The following is a 17,783-nucleotide window of genomic DNA, read 5'->3' as shown; positions in this document are numbered from 1 at the left end:
GCCATCGTGGTGGATCATCTCGCTTCCCCCGCCAACCTTGCGGGATTCAGCGTGTCCAACACACGGGGTCAAGTCCCCAATGGTGCCGGCCTTCGGGTCTGGCTTCGTACATCGCCAGTGCCGACCTTCGGGTCTGGCTTTAACAGCGCCAGCGATCACTGCGGGGCGTCCCGCCCAAATGCCCGGAACGTGAATCGGTCACCAACACTTTCTATAGTGTCTCGTTCCCATTCGGTTCCGAATGGCTGGCCGCTGCGGGTGTGAATGCCTTTGTGCTACCACGTCTCTCAAAGTCTGTCACGAGACTGGCGTCGCCTTGAGCGTGCGGTTCGATCCCTGCGGCCCGGCCACGGCAACGCCGTTCTCGTCTCCCGCATCAGGATGGCAGTATGGTCGCACAGATCGGCGCTACCGCTGGTAGTCCGGCTGGATCGAGCGACTGCGGTGGCGGCATGAGCGTCAGCACGCCCATTTGGCGGTGCTCGCAGTTAAATACGGCGACAGGTGGGCCGAAGCCGTGTCACGCTGCAAGTATGAGCGACGATTCCGGCAGGACCGGCGGCGATGCCGTCGAGGGTCGACCGCGATGGCGCCCCATGTCCGATGAATTGCGACGCTCGCTGGAAAGCCAACCGGCCGCGAACGACGACACACTTGCCCACTGGCTGACTACACAGGGTGGAGTGTCAATTCACAGCTATGGCGGATTCGCGCCCGAGTGCTGGCGAGGAGACGTTGACGGACAAAGCTTTTCGTTCCGTGAGCGTCACGGCCAGTGGGTGATCGAGATCGATCACCGGCCCGCTGGCCGGTTCATCCAAACAGTTGCAGGCACAGAACCTGATGGCACGGCGATCTATCGCACACGCGAGCTTGAGGTGGGGGAACTCATCGCCTCCGGAACGACCGACGTCGCTGGCTACGGCGCCACCGCTGTCGAACGTGCGCAATTCATCGTCGAGACGATCCGGACCCATCTGACCCGGCAGTCCTGCGGCCACTATCTCGACCAACTCGAGGCAATCGACACCCTGCTAGGTGTGCAGGCCCGCTGGTGTGCGCACTGCGGAGCACATCTGCCCGAGCGGTAAGGCTGGCGATCGAGGTCCGAACTGCCGGGTACCTCGTGTGTCGATCCCGGTCCGCTACTCGGCGAGCGCGACCAGACGAATAGCACAGGCAATAAGCCTTGTGCGGTGGCGGTTTTGCCTCTGCTGTCATTTGGCTCGACCGACTTATCGAACCGTGACGCGACTCGGGGTGTCCGCCGACGAACCGCTGGCCGGTACGGGTACGGCTACCGGGAGGGCGCTCTCCGGCGTGCTTCGTGCTGCGGATTGTCCGGCCTACAGGTACTCAGCGAACAGTTCACGCAGCTCCGGCTTGCCCAGGCGTTGAACGTACTTGAGTGCGCTGGACCCATTAGCTGTTGCTATGTGCGGGTCGGCGCCGCGCTCCAGTAGAAGTTTGGTGATGGGCAGTTTCCCGCCAGTTGTGTTGCGCACGGCCTTATATAGCGCGGTCTCGCCCCGGTCGTCGGCGGCGTTAATGTCGGCTCCGGCATCGAGCAAGAGCCGAGCAACCTCGACGCTGTCTCGCGACGCGGCCGCGTGCAGCGGTGTCAATCCTTCGAGATCGGCGGCGTTGACATCAGCGCCGTCAGCGAGCAGGCGCGTGGTGTTGGCGATCTTGTATGCATTGGCCGTGCGGAAGTTCTCTTCGGCCAGGGCCTCGTCGGTCAGGGCAGCGGTGTAGTTCAAGCCGACCGGGTCATCACCGACCGCGTAGTGCAGTGGTGTCCGCCCCGCCCGGTCACGGTCGCCAACGTTCATGGTTTCTCCCTGGCTAGTTCGAATTGGTGGCCCTCATTGCCCGGCGCGTCTTCGATTCGATAGATCTTCGGGTTGTTGTAGTAGTCGAGCTGTTGCTGTCGTGTCCAATGTTCGGTGATTGCTCGATCGCGGATTCGCCACCACTCCTCGTTGGGGATATGCCCATACTGGTAGACGGGATTCACCGGGTAGCGGATGCCGTCTGCGCCCTGGTAATACTTGCCGTCCGCGGTCTTGGGAAGGGTGAGAATCTCCGGGTCGTACTGCTTGCTGACCGGGATATACACCTGGTCATCGGTCGCGCTGACAAAGTACTTGCCGTCGGGTGTTCTCTCTGCTGCCGCTTCGATAGCGCGCTTGGTTTCTGTCCGCAGATCCGGTCGGCGCAGGAGGTCCAGCCCCCATGGGCTGGTCGCATCGATGGCGCCGGTGCCTTCGGCGGCGAACAGCATCGCGCGGGCCTCCAATAGCGGAGCGAGTTCGCGGACCGTACGGACTGCGGCCCCTGCCGCAGCCACCGACGGCAGAGCCGATGCTTCGGCTGCGGCCCGAAACGTGCGACAGATCTCGGCAATCCTGGCGCCAGCGGCAGTCAGGCGTGATACATCGACGACCTTCGACACAGCCTCGCTGGCACCTAAGGTAACCGGGATCAATACTGCCGCAACGATTTCGGTGACCGCGATCGTTGCGGCCAGCTCGGTCATCGCCTCTAGAATCGCCGAATGCGCAGTGTCGATCTCTTTCGCGTACGAGTCGCACATGGTGGCCGCGACGTCGCAGCCGTCGGCCGCCGAGTACATCGCATCGGCCGTCTGCGTGAGATTGGTGACGACAGTCGGGATTTCGGGTGACTTCTGGGCCTGCACATACGGTTTCGATGAATTGGCCTGAAACGCAGCGGCGCGAAGGCTGGCCGCGCAGGCTCGCCACGCGGTGGCTGCCTTGTGCAATTGGTCCTGGTGTCCGTTGGGCCACAACTCACCCTGCACGTAAGCCTGGACGCTGTGCCACCACGCCGGAACATCGTCATGCCCGCCCTCAGCGGACGGGATGGCGGGCACCCGAAACGTCGGTACGGCCCCTGGAGGCATCGCGGGCGCGTTCGGGCTGTTGGCGGCAGACCGCACGTCAGCGTTGGAGTGGTTTACGGCCGTCGCATGGAGCAAGTCAGCGCACTGCCCCGCTGCGATCACCGCGGTGGACGCTGACTCCATCACCCCGCTCGCACCAGCGCGGCCGCCGCACAATGGATCGTATTTGGATGCCCAGGCGTGGGCACCGTTGTCGGTGCCCGCCATGCCGGCCGTGCCTTTGAGCACACTGGCGAGTTGGTTTACCGCCGCCGCGGCGGCGGCGGCGACGCGCCCGTAGGCGTCGCCGGCGTTCTTTATGGCGGCGGGGTCGATGTCCTGGCTCACTGGGGCCACATCGCGGTGTTGATGTCGATGACCTCGGTGTAGTTCTTGTGGGCTTTGTGGGCCGCGTCGGTGAGTTCGGTGACCGCCTCGCGCATCTGCTGGGCTGCGGTCCTCCACTCGTCGTGCGCGCGCTGGTGGGCGTCGGCGGCCTCACCCGTCCAGGTCATATGCAGTTCCATGACCAGGCGGTCGACGGCCGTGGTGAGTTCGTCGGTCCGGTCGTCGAACGCCTTGAGCCGATTGGCGAACGCCAGCAGTTCGTCGAGGTCGACGCGGTAGCGTTTCACAGTCCGAGGTCCATCGTCGTGTTCAGGGCCTGCCCGCCGTCAGCGTCCTGTTCCTCGTAGGCAGCGGCGGCCTGGGCCAGCTTCTGGGACGAGTCCAGCAGTGCCTGCACGACCTTGGTCGCGTTCTTCTGCCACTGCTCCCACACCGGTTGATAGGCCGACGCGGCGACCCCTTCCCAACCGCGGGACATGTTGTCCCAGTCTTTGGTGAGCTGGTCCAACTCGTCCTGCAGGTCGACGGCGTGGTTGCCGATCGCCTGCGCCGTCTTGAACGCCTCACCAGTATCGACGCGTAGCTCAGCCATTAGTCACCCCCCACTCAGCGACCGCGCTTCCCCACCGCGGGCCACACATCAAGGGTAGGCGTTCTCAACCGCCTCAACCGACACCAACTTCGGAACACAGCCTGATGACTGCCCGGACCCGCTACCCGCTCGCTCGGCCCGCCGTTGTGCCCGGTGATCACCCACTCGCGCAATGGAATGACTGACCAGTGACAGTGGTCAGGAAAGCGGCACGCGGGTCTGTGTTGCCCGAAGACGGGTACGGCGATTGTTCGTCACGTACGCCGCTCCCAGGTCCAGCAGCTCCGCCAACTTCCATCGACACTTTCGGCAGTAGATGCGATGCTGGTGCAAGCTCACGCCGGTCGCAGACAGGGCCGCGGCCACCCTTGCTTCGACCCCGGTATCCACAGCCTCGATGTGGATCAGGTGTAGCAGCGTAGCGATCGCGATCACGGCCGGGGGCGCTCCGGTTGCCACTCGAACGTCCTCGTATGACAGCGGGTGCAGCGGCGCTTCCCTGATCCGCACCACCACGGCTGCGGTGCCAGAGGACAGCAATCGATGTGTCTTCCGCAGGTCTGCGTCCTCTTTTGCGGCGTGCCAGTAGGCCCCGTCGTACTCGATGCCGATGGGCAGGCCTCCGCGGCCACGGAACCGCATGTCCAAAACCATCCGCCGGTCAGTGGGCACAGCGACACCGCGTTCGCCAGTACCGAGAACGAACTCGATCAGTGTGAAGACGTCGCTCTCAAGCTTGGAGGACCGCGGCTCGTCGCCGTAGCAGATTGGGCAGTCGTTGCTGTGATACCGGCCACGAGTTGACGACCTGTAGCTGCGGGTCATGTGCTGACCGTAGAGCCGGGCACCGACAAGAAGCAGCGGACCGCTTCTTGGCCTTGGATGAGCGCTTCGGTTGCCGCAGCATCCGAGCCTGCTGTACCGGCGCGGCGGCATTCGCCGGTGAACGCCTGCTGCGACATCGCCATCGCGTGAGGGCTGTGTCCCTCGCCGATCCAGCTGCTGTCGGCCGGGCGAAACGCGCGGGCTGCTGTTTTGGGCCGGGACCGCCCAACGGGCGCTCCATCGTCGTATCGGCCTGGTTACCCACGACGGCGTGCCAGCTCCAAGGTCGGGGTGTGCTGCGAACGACCAATACGGCAATCAGTGCGGAGAGGGCAGCACTTGATGTTCACGCGTCAGGTTGGGTCAGTGTCCGCTTGCGTTTGAGGAAGTTGTCAAAGACGAACGGTGTTGACGGGCCGCTCTGTTCGCCGACCTCGAGCGCTTGGCGCAATGTCTGCAGGTGGGTTTCGCGCTCTTCGAGCAGGCGGAGTGCGGAGCGGATGACGTCGCTGCCGGAACGGTAGCGGCCGGAAGCGATCGCTTGGTCGATGAAGGCAATGGAGCATTCGTCGAGGCTGAAGGACGTGTCGCTACCCATATTTCACGGTACCAATGATTGGCGCAGTGGGCCCGGCACGGCGAGTTGTCCCGCGACTTCCAAAGTCACCGCGACAGCGGTCGTAGTGCAATGAACAGTACTGCGGTACTTGCACTTCCACAGACGGCCGCGTGGCACAAACCGCCGTGACGTTTTCCTTCCAATCGGTCAGTGCGACCGCCACCGGGCGGCGGTCTGTGCCGCCAAACGCTCGACGGCATCGCTGCGCCCCTGTTCCAATGCCTCGTGCGGTGTGCGACCGCGCAGCTGATCGCTGGATGTGCGCATCCACAGTGCAATTTGCCAGCTGTCGGCCGTGCCCTGGGCCAGGGTTGCCACGACGCGTCCGAGACCGAGCAGCAAGGTGTCGTCAGCTGCGACCTGGAAGGTCGGGAAGACCAACGTGCTCTCAGCTGTGGGGCAAGCGAGCAGTTCATTCCGACGGACCAGGACCGCCACAGTATCCACCGAGACACGCAGCCGGTGAGCGATCTGCGCGGCGTCATGAAAGGGCCCGATCAGCTCATCGAACGCGTTCGGGGCTCCGTCGGAGGCATCGTCGGGTCCCTTTGAATCGGGGTCGATATCAGCCTCCTCTGCCGATTACCGGTCCGTCACCGGGGAAGTCATCGGCCGCAGACTCCGATTTGTTGGTTCATTCGATTTTAGGTCCGCCTACCGCGATCTCGGGTCGCGGCGTGACAGGCCTGCGGAGCGCCACAACCCCCAACGTCAGCCACGCGCTGCACTACGTTGCTCTGACAGTTGCCAATACCGGGCTGCCGACTGCGGTGGACCCTTGCGGGCGGGGCGGAGGGGAATCAGTGCTCGACGGCAAGAAACTCACTGGCTGAAATATCGAGTGCTGTGGCTAGATCGAACAACCGCTCATAGAGTAGGCCGCTTTTACCTAGTTCCACATCCACCAGCAGGTTTCGCGACATACCCGACTGCAGTGCCAATGCCTCCTGTGTCAAGCCGGAGCGCTTGCGCATTTCGCGGATACGTTGGCCAACCAGTTGGCGTGTGCGGGCCCATTCGGCGACGCGTTGTGGGTCTGTTTGGTCACGAGGTCTTGGCACCCAACCAAGTAGCACCATCCAGACACCAAAGGTCTGCCAAGCTAGCTTGGCAAACGTCGTATACTGACGGAGTTCCATTGGCACGGAGGTAGATGTATGGCGGACACCGCCGGCTTGAAGAAACGTCCGAGTGGATCGGAAAATCGGCGGCGCACCGACACAATCTCCCTCCGCTTGCTTCCGGGCGAGGGCGCAGCGCTAAGCGCTCTGGCAGAAAAGCGGGGACACAGTAGTCGGGCCGAGCTGATTCGCGACGCCCTCGAACGTCTCGTTACGGCATCCACGTGAACTGTTGCTTTACTGCGCCAGCTCGGCGCGTGCTATCTGGGGTTCGATTTTGGTGTGTACCTCTGTTCCGTGTTAGCCGGATGGGTGATGTCGTGCCTTATCGGGAACAGTTGAGGCCGGTGGTATTTCCCGTTAGGTGTTGATTCGCCCCGGGGCTGATGTGCGGATGCGGGCGGCACGGGCGGCGTTGGCCGTGGCGGTGAGCTGGCGATGGCCCCAGGGGCAGCCTGGACCGCCGTTAGTGCGTCGTGGCCAGTTATCGGCACCTGGCCGTCAGTCAGGGGAAGTGCTATATGTCGCGGATTGTGGCGGTCAATCCGAGGTCGGACAACAGCGGTCCTAGGTCCTCTGCGGCCGCCGCGTCGACGACGATGTTGAGGGTTCCTTGCGCGTAGCTGATCTTGCGGTCGTCCAGTGCGACATAGAGCGCTCGAAACAGTGCGGCGAACCCGTCGGCGGTGTCGGTGCCCGACAGCATGCTGCTGGTAAACGAGAACGCTAGGGCCTTTTCGGTTGCGGTCCCTGCGGCGGCTCCACTGCTGCTTCCGGCTGTTGCCGTCCCTTTGTCGGCGGGGGCGGTGGTGGCGTTTCCTGTGTTGTTTCGACTTGCGGCTTGTCCGCCGGATGCGCCAGCGGCTGTGCTGGTGTCCGCGGGGGTGCCGGTGTCGGGGCAGGCGCCTTGGTGTGCGGGTTGGCCGCACGTGGCGCAGTCAGCTGGCGTGGGGCGTGCGATCCGCAGTCCTGCACTGGCGAGGTTGATCTGTCCGGGTGCGGTGACGGCGACGGCCGTTCCTGCGCTGTCGACGATGGCGAGCTCACCGGCGGTGACGGCGTCGAAGACGGCTTGTTGCAGGTCCTGGTCGCCGCCGTAGAGCAGCGGTAGCCGCGGTGCACTGTAGAACGCTGCGCGCAGGTCCGACAGTGTCTTGCCATAGTCCTGGTCGCGCAGGTTGTGTAGGAGTGCTTTTGCTCCGAATTGGCCTTTGTCGAACACTTTGTCGCGGTCGGCGAGGGCTTTCCACACCATGGTTCCATTGAGCGCGGTGAGGGCGTCGTCGTCGAATGTGTGCTGATCGAGGTACCGCTCCCCGTCGGGGTCGGGTTGGGCGACGAACGCGATGTGCTGGTAGGCGCGCTTGATCGCTTTTTCTAATTGGTCACGTGCACTTGCTAATTCGCGTGTGCCGGTTGCTTTGAGTTCGTCATCGGCTTGAACTTCCGGTGCTGCCAGGGCCTTGCTGCGTGCCAGGTACTCCGATGCCAAGTTGCGTGCTTGTGCGCGCCGCTGGGTGTTGACGACGGCGTACACGGCGCTGCTGGCCCACTGCACGGGCAGCTGGGTGGGGCCTTGACCTAGGCCGGTGGCTGCGTTGAGGGCCTCGAGTGTGGCGGCTTCGGCGCCGTTGCGCAGGCTGAACTGTGCGGGATCGAGCACGACCAGCCGTGTGGTGTGGGCGGTGTCCAGCCCGGCCCCGACAAGGACCTCGGTTGGGGTGCGTGCGAGATCGGCGCTGACGAACTTCGGCTCGCGGAAGGGTCCTGTGCTTGCGAATTTCTGGGCGAACTCGGCCAGCACCGCGTCTCGTTCGGTGTCGGTGATGGTGCGGCGGATGCTGGAGACGAGCATGCGGTGGGTCAGACGGGTCGATAGGTAGTAGTGCGCGGGCTTGTTGTTGCCTTGTCCGGGAAGGATTTCCAGCGCGGTGAGGCCTCGGTCGGGGTCGACGAGTTCGGCGACGACAGTGTCGGCGTCGGTGACGGTGTATGCGATGTCGGGAATGCTGGTGGCAGCTTTGACTTCTGGTGCGCTGGCGCCGCGGCCGCGGGTGGGCCGAAGTGTTCCAACGACGCTAGCCAGGAAGATGTAGGTTGCGGCGCGTTCAGCTGCGCGCGGGTTGTCGTGGCTCCACATCAGTGGTTCGCGCCCCAGGTCTTGGCGGCGAGCTGCTCCGCTGGTTTGGTCGTGGTTGACGATTTCGATTTCGGCGAGGGACCGGTAGTTGGCGATGGTGCGTTCGTCTTCGACCAGGCCGCTGCCCAGGATCGCTTCGCGCACAGCCGAATCTGACAACGGCAGATCACCGGGACCGATCAGCGCTGGCACCCATTCGTCGGCTTTGCCACGTTCCTGCTGGGCGTAGACGGTGGCTGCGAATATGCGGATCGTTGAGCGCACCCGCTGGAAACCGGTGACCTTGCTCCATTCTTCTTTGGCCAGGTCCATCAGCATCGGGTGGAACGGGTAGCAGGCCGCGACTTCCTGCACCCAGCGGCCACGCCAGTCGGCGCCGATGGCGTCCCATACCTGTTTGGTCCAGGCGCGATCGGTGAGCACGGGTTTGTAGAGTGCGGCGGTTGCGGCGACGACTTCGGCGGCGGGTTCTGCGTCAAAGAGGCGGCGGCGCAGGATGTCTGCGAAGTCGCCGACTTCGGTGACGGTGGCCGGGGTGCCGTTGCGTTCCAGGAGGGAGTTGAGGTCGTCGCGGCGGTGCTGGGCTGCCGTTGATAGGGCGGTTTTGTCGGCGTCGGAGGCAATCATCACCACGAGCATTGCGACGTGCGGGACGTCGTTGACCACATCGAGCAGAGCTCGCAGGAATCCCATGTCTTGTGCTGACAGGTCGGGCCTGTTTGCGCCGTCGAGCCCGTTGCCGATGTAGTCGAGGACTTCGTCGACGATGATCAGCACCGGTCTGTTGACGGCGCGTAGTGCGTCGGCGATCTTGTGCTTGTCGCTCCAAAAGGGTTGGTAGCGCTCGTAAAGTGCGTAGTCGCGGGAGAACAGTCGCCAGAGGAATCGTTCGTAGAGGCTGACGGCGGGGCCGTCGTATTCCTGTACCGGTGCACCGGGTGTCATGTTGTCGCAGGCGAGCACCACGACGTGGGGTTTGCCCAGGTCGGTGGGCAGTGTGGTCCCGGTCCGTGACTTGGCCCGGGCGGCGACCTGGCGGCCCAGCTCGGTGCTCAGGAGGGCGTCTGGGTCTGCGGCGAGGTGGTAGGCGCCGATGCAGGAGTGCGATTTTCCGCCGCCCATGCCCTGGTCGAGGCGGGTCACTGACCGGGCTTTGAGGTAGTCGGGGCCTGCGCCGATGCGGATGGCGATCTCGGTGAGTAGGTCCACCAGTCGTGCTGTGGGGTGGGTGATTTCGCCGTAGTAGCGGGCGTCGGCGTATGGGGGGCGCGCGGTTCCGGTGCCATGTACCGCGGCGAACAGTGACATCTGGACGTCGTCGATTTGTCCTGATGCTGAGAGGATTTCCTGACGGATCTTCAGCGCTTTCCACCACGGGGTGACTGCGGCGGGTGTCATGGCTGTTCTCCTGGGTCGGTCGGGGCCATCAGATCAGTTTGAGTTGGGCGTCGGCGTCGGATTTGCGCAGGGCTGCGTCTGCGGTGCTGGCTGCTGCTGCGTCGGCGAATCGGCTGATGGTGGTGCGGGTGCGCAGGACGCGGGTGAATGCCACCGCGTCGGAATCGTTGTCTGGTAGGCGGTCGGCGAGGAAGGCGATGGCGGCCCACAGGTGTGCGTCATCGCTGTCGCGGTCGGCGCTGGCCAGGACGCGGCCCATGGCATCGAGGCCGTCATCAGAGGTTGCGGCCAGGGCCAGTGCTACGTCGATGGTGGCTGAGTCTGAGGTGATGGTTGCGGTGAAGTCTGTTGAGGCGACGAACTGAACTCCGCTGCCGGCGTCGCGCACGAGGTCGCGCACCTGGCCGATTTCCAGGCCAGATGCCAGTGTCTGCCAACGTAGTTCGGATTTGGCTTGCGTGGCGCGCGCATAGAGCCGCACCCACCACAACGCGAAGCGGGTGCGGGCGTCGAAGGCTTCCAACGGCTGGTGGTTGATTTCGACGGCCATCGCCTCCTGCACGGCGGCGCGTGCAAGGGGGAGGAAGGTGTGGATATCGACGCGGTTGCCTCGCGCGTCGAGGACCTCGCTGTAGCGGCCGACGACTTCCATTGCGGGGCCGGCGGCGGCCATCAACATGTCGGCGGGCGCTAGTCCCCAGCGGTCCCAGTCGGGGTGGCGTTTGGCGATTTCGGCTCTGATGGCAGATTCGACCGCGCCTTTGCGTCCTGCTGGGCGATTTGTTGGCGCGGGCCGGCACGCCATCGTCAGGGTGGTCTCGATGTTGGCTTTGCCTTGCTGGCCACCGGCTTCGGTGTTGGCCGGCCATGAACCGGTCATGACGAGGCCGGCGCGCTCGATGGAGTGCAGCAGACGCTGCCAAACCTCGGGTTCGCCGTGACCAAAGACGATCGTGACCACTCCGTCCTCGCGCACGGCGGCGCGCATCTGCGCGAAGGCTTGGGCGATGAGGGTGTCGTAGTGCTCGCGGGTGCGGTGTTCGTCTGGGGCTTCGCCGCGGACGCGTTTGACGATGATTTCGTTGGTTTTTTCTTGGCAGCCGTGGCTGTCGGCGGTGATGACCAGCTCGGGCCAAGTGTTGTGCAGGCAGCGTTTGAGCCAGGTGTAGAACAGGTCCGAGGCGTCGGCGTAGGCGATCATTTGGTCGTAAGGCGGGTCGGTGACGACGGCGCTGAAAGTGTTGGGCGGGAACGATAATGCGGTGGCGCTGCCGCGTTGCACGTGCGTTGGTGTGCCGCGTAGGTCGGCGAACAGATTGCGGCAGGCTGCGAGCACGTTGTCCGAAATGGATGCCCATGTTCCGGGGCCGGTGCCGATGCCGGCTTCGAAAAAGTCGTGGGAGAAGGTGATTGAGCCTTCGTTGACGAACAGGTCGCCGACGCGGGCGCCGCCGCTGGTTTGGAAGCGTGCGCCGCGGGTGGATCGCCGCAGCTTTTTGACCACGACGGCGGTCGCGTAACCGGTTAGCGTCTTGACGTAATGAGCCGAAAGCCCTGCTGCGGCGAGTTCCTCGCCCATGTGGTTGATGAGCCGGGCCAGCCGGATGTAGGAGAGCGTTTGTCGGTTGACCATGAAGTCGCCGTAGGTTCGGGCGCCGTAGATGCTTGGGCCGATGATGTTGTTGTTGCCCGGGGCGATCGCCTCATTGGGGATGGCGGGCAGGAACGGTCCGAACGATGGTTCTGCTGCGAGCGCGCTGGCGGCGGCGTCGACGGCGTTGCATTCCTCGGTTGTGGGTAAGCGAAATGTCTTCTGCCCGTTGGGGTCGATGTCGGCGGCCAGGACGAGTGCATCGGTGCCGTGGCCTTCTTGGAGCAGGCGCCGGTGGACGTCGAGTGGGTGCACGTGCGAGCAGAAAACGCATACGGCGCTCTTGCCGGCGATTTTTCGGCCGTTGACGACCGCGTTGGACAGGGTGGGAGTGTGGGTCGGTCGGCCCTTGTCGATCACCGCGTGCCATGTTCCGGTCGTGCGGTCGCCGGTGATGTGGAAGGACATCGGGTCGCGATCACCCCGGGCGGGGATGAGGTCATAGGAGCCGATCAGGGGGAATCGGTGGCCGCATTCCTGGCAGGGAATGGTTACGGACCATAAGTAGCCCCAAGGTAATTCGCCGTCGTGGCGCGGGTAGAACTCTGCCATCGATGCGGCGTGCCGGCTGCCGAGCTCGCTGAACACTTTTTCTAGATCGTGCTGCAGGCGATCGGATTGCCCCATGGTGAGGGTGGTGCTGTCGGCGCCGAACGGCAGTGGCGGCTCGGTGGTCCAGTCTTCGAACGGTGCGCTGGTGAGCAGGTAACTGGCCAGGACAGCAACGGGGCTGTAGTCAACGGCATTGGCGCTCACGCCGAGTCGGGCCGCTTCGAGGGGAATCATCCCGCGGCCCGAGAACGGGTCGAGCGTGGCGGCTCCGTCCGGGTTGGATTTCGCGATCTCCTCGCGTAGTCGGTTCCATTCGGCGTAGCGGCCGGTCATTGCCGCGCGGACGAGTTGTTGCAGGTCTTTTTGGTCCTGTTCGTCGTCGGGCCAGTTCAGCAGGGAGCAGATGGTGGCGGCTTTTGCTTGTGCGGTAGGCCTTTTCGCGAACCACATGAACAAGGAGATTTCGGCGTTGCCCGAGCCCCAGCCGCGATCACTGTTGAGCGAGACTTCCGCGCACGGAAACCACCGCTCGATCATCTTCGTCATACGTTGCTTCCTGGTGCGTTTTTCAAACTTGATCCCGGCACCCGGAAGATCGCATCCCCGGTCATGTCGGTGGAGAACAAGGTTGCCGGGTCGGCGTAGGCGCCGAAGAATCGGCCCCGCCCGTCGGCGCACTCGTCGATGACGTAGAGCCAGTAGTTGCCGCGATGTTGGGTCGCGATCAGCACCTCGTTGCCGGTCATGCGGATGCCGTTGCTGGCCGCGCTGCCCATCACGCCCTTGACTTCGACGTGGCGGACCTGCTGGTGGCGGCGTGCCTCCAGGTCGTAGCCGCGGCCCTCGGTGTGCACGTCTTCGACCACCCAGCCGTCCTCGACCAGCAGCTGCTGCACGTGGCGCATTGAGACCATCTCGGCGTCGATCTCAGCTTGGACGCCGGCGTCGGCCGCGGCGAGCACTCTCGCCCTGCCGACCAGTTTGGGTTCAGTCAGTGTCACTTCGGTGAGGCGCTCCAGTTCAGCGACGCGTGCGGCGGTCTGTGCCTGAAACTGTCGGCGCAGTGCCACCCGGGTATCACGGTCAGCGATGTCCTCGGTCAAGCTCACCGGCAGGTTGTTCAGATCCCTGCGGGCTTGCGCGAACCAGTCCGATCGGACTCGGCGGTGTTCGGCGACGGTGGCTTCGGCGACTTCGTGGGCTACGCGCATAGCGGCGCCTTCGCGTGCCGGGTGCGCTGACGTCCCGGCCGTATCGCTTGGCACGAGGTTGGCGAGGGTTTCCCAGCGCACCGCGCGTGCGTTGCCGCCGTCATCGACTTTGACCAGGGTGGCCCACACGCTGGCTCGCTTGCCGTCGCTTTCGGTCATCGTCGCCTCGTAGGCGAACAAGTCGTAGGGAGTCAGGCTGGAGGGGTCCTCTACTGCTCCGGACTGATAGAGGTCTTCGGCTAGCGCGCGCTCTGCCATGGCGATCAGGTTGGTGAACGCCGGCTCCCCCGGCCCCAAGGTGATGGTGTCGCCGAGGTCGATGCTGCCGGCGGCGGCGGCGACCGCCTCGCCGCTGGTGGCGACATGGGCATCGCCGCGGCCACCGAGCGCCGCCGGCAGCACTCCATTTATGGCCGCTAGTCGGCGGAATCCGGGGCCGGCCGCGGTGGGTGTCACCGACAGCACTCCAGCTGCTGAGAGCCGATCTAGGTAGGCCTCAACGATGGCTGGATTGATCCGTGCGAACAGATCGCGTTGCAGCAGTGTCAGTGCCGCCACGGCGTCTACCTGGCTGGCCAGGCGGCGTTCGTTGTCGCGGACCTGGCGCGCGGCGCGGGCCAGCTCCTGTGCCTGCACCGCGCGGGCAGCGGCCTTGGCGGCGGCTTTTCTGGCGTCGTCGTTGCCGTACAGGTCGGTCAGCCAGCGGTCGTAGTCGACGCCGGTGATCTCCGCGACGGCGGACAGGCTGTCGAACATCTGCCCGTGCAGCTCGTTGGCGGCGGTCACGAAGTTATCGAGCAGCCGCAGGAGCGTGTCGCCTTCGCGGGTGTCGGTGGCCACCAGGTTGTAGAGGAACACTTCGCGTGTCTGGCCAACCCGGTGGATGCGGCCCATGCGCTGCTCCAACCGGACCAGCGACCATGGGATGTCGTAGTTGACCAGGACGTGCGCGGCTTGCAGGTCGATGCCTTCGTTGCCGGCGTCGGTGGTGACGATGACCTGAAAATCGCCGCGCATGAATGCTTTTCGCACTTCGTCCCGGTCGGGCTTGCTTTGCCGGCCTGAGTACAGCTGGGCGCTGTACCCCTCGGTGCGTAGCCGGTCGGCGATCCACTGCGCCGAATCGGCGTACTCGGTGAACACCACGGCCTGTTCGCCGTTGCCCGGCAGGATGTTGTGCTTGGCCAGGCAGTCATCGACCAGCCGTCGCCACTTGGACGGCAGCCAGTCCGGGTCGGCGATGGTGGCGTCGATCCGCTCGACGAGCGCCTTGATTGCCGACCGCTCAGCGCGGGTGGACGTCGAGGCGGTGTAGACGACTTTGGCTTCGTCAACCTCGGATTCGTCGCCGTGGCCGTCACTTTCGGCGATCAGCGCGGCCTCTGCCTCGCTCATCTCGCCCATGTGCGAGGAGCGGCGCCGCAGGGTTTCAGCGAGTGAGAACAGGCTGGAGGCGGCCCGTTTGCCGTAGACCATGCGCGCCAGCGGTTGAGCTGTTGGCGGGAAGAACTGCTCGACCATGTCCAAAGCGGCTTGGTAGTAACCGAATTCGGCTTGCGAGAGGGCCACGTTGTGGTTGTGCGCGGTGCGACCCTTGAATAGTCGCGTCTTTCCGTCGTAGTCGACGAGGTCTTCCTTCATGCGCCGCAGGAAGTGGATCGGTCCGGGCCGCAGGACCGAAAGCGGCACATTCGGATCGGAGCCGGGATCGGGATAGATATCGGGGTCGACGAGGTGCAGCAGGTGTCGGAACAGCCACTCTTTGCCTCGATGCGGTGTCGCGGTCATCAGCAGCGCTCGCGGCGTGTTCTTCGCCAGCAACCGCCCCACCTGGTGGAAACCCGCGGCGGTGGGGGTGAGGCGGTGGGCTTCGTCGAACACCACCAGGTCCCAGCCGGCCTTGTCCGGGCGCAGCGCATCCTGCACTGCCGGGTTGACGGCCGCCAGCTCCAGGGACACCACCCATAAATCGTTGGAGTTCAACGCATCTTCGCGGACGGTTGCGGCGGTGATCTGTCGCAAACCGCCGCCGAGGAGCCGGTCGAAGTCGTCCACCCACTTGGATGCAAGGTTGGCGGGACACACGATCACTGCCCTGCGCACCAGTCCGAGGCGTTGCATTTCCCTGATGTACAGGCCCGCCATGATCGTTTTGCCTGTCCCGGGTTCGTCGGCGAGCAGGAACCGGAGCAGGGGTTGCGGGAGCATCGCGCCGTAGACCGCAGTTGTTTGGTGCGCAAAGGGTTTCAACGGTGTCGCGGCCATTGCACTGGTCTCGGCGTTGGCTGCGGCGGCGTGCATCCATTGTGTCCACATGGCGGCGAGCACGCGTGCGGAATCGCCGTGACCGTCCGAGGTCAGGGCCCGCACGGTGGTGGTGTCGCCGGCCGCTAGGTTCACTTCGTGTCGGCGGTCCTGGTCGTCGACCAGGATCAGGTCCCATGAGCCGTCGTCGTCTCCGGGGAGGGCGAAGCGCACGGTGGCGAATTCGGGGACGCCCGCGGCGTGGACGCGCACTCGTTGTCCGCGTTCAAACAGGGTCATCGTGGATCGCCTCCCCTAATCCAGTCCTGGATCGTACGGGTCGACTTGCCGAGTTCGTCGGCGATCTCACGGACCGATCCGCCGGCTTTCCATGCGGCGCGCACGGCCTCTTTGAGCTCGGCAGAGGCGGCGCCGACGTCATCGGCAGCGGTCTTGAGGCGCGCGCGTTCTGCCGGTGGGATCACGCCGCGAGCGGTCACGGTCAGAACCGTAGCAGACGGCACTACACATCTGTGGTAGCTACTGCTACACCCATTGCCGGCCGCGATTCGGGTGAACGTGCTGGTGGCGGCGTGCTGGTTGGCCGCGGCGGCCGCGCATCAGCCTGGACGAGAACTCTATGCGGGTCGATCCCGAAGTGCTACGTTGTGCGGCTCGGCGAAATCAGGGAAAGGGACCCACGATGCAGGCCACGCTGCCAGACAAGACCGGCCAGCAATGGCACGTTGACCAGACTGGTGGCGCTATGGCCTGTCTTGACGGGAAGATCAGCCGTTTGTGTCCGGATCATGCACCGCTGGCTGGTACGCGCCGCCGCCACACGCCGGCTGTCCGATGATTCGGTCAGGTACGCTTTAGCGCGCTTCCGCTCAGGCGATCTCGGTTGATTGGCGTTTGATCATGCGTCTAAGACTCGTGCGAGCGGCCGCGAGATCGTCCTCCTTCGCCGCGAGCTTGGCTCCGAGCTCACGGATCTGGTCCGCCGACCTCAGATTCTCTTGTTGAAGACGATGATTCGCCTCTACCAGTTCATCGACCCGATTCCGCAACGTCTGACTTGATTCGACTTCCAACCGTTGGCCGAGGCGCTCACGGACTACAACTTTCAACTGCGCCAGCTCAGCTCGCAGCCTCTGGTTGTCCTGTTTCGCAAGTTCTAGATCGGTGCGCAGACTTGCATCGCTGGCCGCTCTGCCCGCTCGGCGATCTTCGGCAGGTTGTGCAGCTTGATGTTCCCGCGCAGCGACCACGTATTCACGGACACCGTCCTGGTAAACCAGCCATGACGACACCCCGGCATGCCTTGCAACGCTGGCGAAAGTGATTTCAGCACCGCTGCGCTTCATCTCATCGACGGTACGAAAGACGTTGTCGCGCTTGCGCACCGACGCAGCTCTGCGCGACTCCAGAAGGACCTCGGCGGGCGTGCGTTTCGGCTCATTCATACTTCCTCATCCCGACGCAGCACCTTAAGGGGAAGCGAGGCGCCTGCCCGCGCCTTACGTAACACCACCGAGGCGAATTCGACTCGTTCCCGTTGGTCGTCGTCAAGTTCCGCCAGTCGGTCTTTCATCGTCGCGAGCACTCGTTGATAGGACTCGATTTGGGCGGAGAGATTGTCGGTGACAAATATTGCGGTATCCATTGCGATGGCGGTTTCACGATCTGCACGTAGCGCGTTCAGGTGTTCTTCGATGGCCGGGATGAATGACGGGTCTGGTCGGTAGAAGCCGCATCCGGCGCACTGAAATCGGATCGGACAGCTCTGTCCTCCAGCCTTGACGTTGGTTGGCTCAATACAATTGCCATAGGGCACCGCAACCGAACGGATTTGATAAGTGGTGGCGTCGGGTCCGGCGGCCGCATTGCCGTTGCGGTCAATCGTCAGCTTGCCGACCGTTTCGACCGCCTCGCGTTTCCGGGTCGCAGTGATGGTGTAGTAGCGGGCCGTGGTCTCCATACTGCGGTGATCCATGAGATCACGCAGGACGTCGACTGGGGTGCCGTTGTCCGCGTGCCGTTGGGCGTAGCTGTGCCGCAAAGCATAGGGATACACCAGGCTTCGGTCGAAAGGAATCGGGGTCTGCTGCACGAATAGGTGACATCTGAGTTGGCTTGCCCAGCATGGGCGGGCTGGAAGGATGTCCCCATGGCAA

15 protein-coding genes and 1 pseudogene are annotated in these 17,783 nt (G+C 64.2%); 2 read left to right on the top strand and 14 right to left on the bottom strand.

Going from position 1 to position 17,783, the window contains the following annotated elements:
- Nucleotides 1-533 precede the first annotated feature (533 nt).
- Nucleotides 534-1,091, top strand: a complete 558-nt coding sequence (locus tag ACJH6J_RS28825; RefSeq protein WP_406804922.1) for a hypothetical protein — start codon at nt 534-536, stop codon at nt 1,089-1,091.
- Between the two features lie 255 nt (nt 1,092-1,346).
- Here the strand turns inward: ACJH6J_RS28825 and ACJH6J_RS28820 are convergent, their stop codons facing one another.
- The 8 genes from ACJH6J_RS28820 to ACJH6J_RS28785 form a co-directional block, all read right to left on the bottom strand.
- On the bottom strand, nt 1,347-1,832 hold the full coding sequence (locus ACJH6J_RS28820; protein ID WP_406804921.1) for an ankyrin repeat domain-containing protein: 486 nt from the start codon (nt 1,830-1,832) through the stop codon (nt 1,347-1,349).
- On the bottom strand, nt 1,829-3,253 hold the full coding sequence (locus ACJH6J_RS28815; RefSeq protein ID WP_406804920.1) for an HNH/ENDO VII family nuclease: 1,425 nt from the start codon (nt 3,251-3,253) through the stop codon (nt 1,829-1,831). Before ACJH6J_RS28815 ends, ACJH6J_RS28820 begins: the two co-directional genes overlap by 4 nt.
- Nucleotides 3,250-3,540, bottom strand: a complete 291-nt coding sequence (locus tag ACJH6J_RS28810) for a WXG100 family type VII secretion target (RefSeq protein ID WP_406804919.1) — start codon at nt 3,538-3,540, stop codon at nt 3,250-3,252. The genes ACJH6J_RS28815 and ACJH6J_RS28810 overlap by 4 nt, the downstream gene beginning before the upstream one ends.
- Complete coding sequence (locus ACJH6J_RS28805; RefSeq protein WP_406804918.1) at nt 3,537-3,845, bottom strand: WXG100 family type VII secretion target; 309 nt, start codon at nt 3,843-3,845, stop codon at nt 3,537-3,539. Before ACJH6J_RS28805 ends, ACJH6J_RS28810 begins: the two co-directional genes overlap by 4 nt.
- 198 nt (nt 3,846-4,043) lie before the next feature.
- Nucleotides 4,044-4,670, bottom strand: a complete 627-nt coding sequence (locus ACJH6J_RS28800) for a hypothetical protein (protein ID WP_406804917.1) — start codon at nt 4,668-4,670, stop codon at nt 4,044-4,046.
- Between the two features lie 346 nt (nt 4,671-5,016).
- Complete coding sequence (locus tag ACJH6J_RS28795) at nt 5,017-5,268, bottom strand: type II toxin-antitoxin system ParD family antitoxin (protein ID WP_406804916.1); 252 nt, start codon at nt 5,266-5,268, stop codon at nt 5,017-5,019.
- Nucleotides 5,269-5,436: 168 nt separating this feature from the next.
- On the bottom strand, nt 5,437-5,736 hold the full coding sequence (locus ACJH6J_RS28790; protein WP_406804915.1) for a hypothetical protein: 300 nt from the start codon (nt 5,734-5,736) through the stop codon (nt 5,437-5,439).
- A 353-nt stretch (nt 5,737-6,089) separates the two neighbouring features.
- Entirely contained in the window at nt 6,090-6,350 is a 261-nt protein-coding gene (locus ACJH6J_RS28785) for a helix-turn-helix domain-containing protein (protein ID WP_406804924.1), read from the bottom strand.
- A gap of 96 nt (nt 6,351-6,446) precedes the next feature.
- Here ACJH6J_RS28785 and ACJH6J_RS28780 point away from each other — a divergent pair, with 96 nt between their 5' ends.
- Nucleotides 6,447-6,638 carry a ribbon-helix-helix protein, CopG family gene (locus ACJH6J_RS28780; protein ID WP_406804914.1) on the top strand — a complete coding sequence of 64 codons (192 nt, stop codon included), beginning with the start codon at nt 6,447-6,449 and terminating at the stop codon, nt 6,636-6,638.
- 289 nt (nt 6,639-6,927) lie between these two features.
- Here the strand turns inward: ACJH6J_RS28780 and ACJH6J_RS28775 are convergent, their stop codons facing one another.
- The 6 genes and pseudogenes from ACJH6J_RS28775 to ACJH6J_RS28750 form a co-directional block, all read right to left on the bottom strand.
- Nucleotides 6,928-9,948, bottom strand: a complete 3,021-nt coding sequence (locus tag ACJH6J_RS28775; protein WP_406804913.1) for a DUF499 domain-containing protein — start codon at nt 9,946-9,948, stop codon at nt 6,928-6,930.
- Nucleotides 9,949-9,976: 28 nt separating this feature from the next.
- The gene (locus ACJH6J_RS28770) at nt 9,977-12,688 is read right to left on the bottom strand and encodes a DUF1156 domain-containing protein (RefSeq protein WP_406804923.1); all 2,712 of its coding nucleotides are present in this window, start codon (nt 12,686-12,688) and stop codon (nt 9,977-9,979) included.
- Nucleotides 12,689-12,693: 5 nt separating this feature from the next.
- Nucleotides 12,694-15,906: a helicase-related protein gene (locus ACJH6J_RS28765; RefSeq protein WP_406804912.1), complete on the bottom strand. Its 3,213-nt coding sequence runs from the start codon at nt 15,904-15,906 to the stop codon at nt 12,694-12,696.
- A complete protein-coding gene (locus ACJH6J_RS28760; protein WP_406804911.1) occupies nt 15,903-16,106 on the bottom strand; it encodes a helix-turn-helix domain-containing protein in 204 nt (67 codons plus the stop codon). Before ACJH6J_RS28760 ends, ACJH6J_RS28765 begins: the two co-directional genes overlap by 4 nt.
- Before the next feature lie 390 nt (nt 16,107-16,496).
- A complete protein-coding gene (locus tag ACJH6J_RS28755; RefSeq protein WP_406804910.1) occupies nt 16,497-17,072 on the bottom strand; it encodes a DUF6262 family protein in 576 nt (191 codons plus the stop codon).
- Nucleotides 17,069-17,783 (bottom strand): annotated as a pseudogene (locus ACJH6J_RS28750) (hypothetical protein); the annotation flags it as partial. The gene ACJH6J_RS28755 and the pseudogene ACJH6J_RS28750, both read right to left, overlap by 4 nt.

The organism is Mycobacterium sp. SMC-18, from assembly GCF_045310895.1.
Classification (GTDB): domain Bacteria; phylum Actinomycetota; class Actinomycetes; order Mycobacteriales; family Mycobacteriaceae; genus Mycobacterium.
This window is presented reverse-complemented; position numbering and strand designations above follow the sequence as displayed.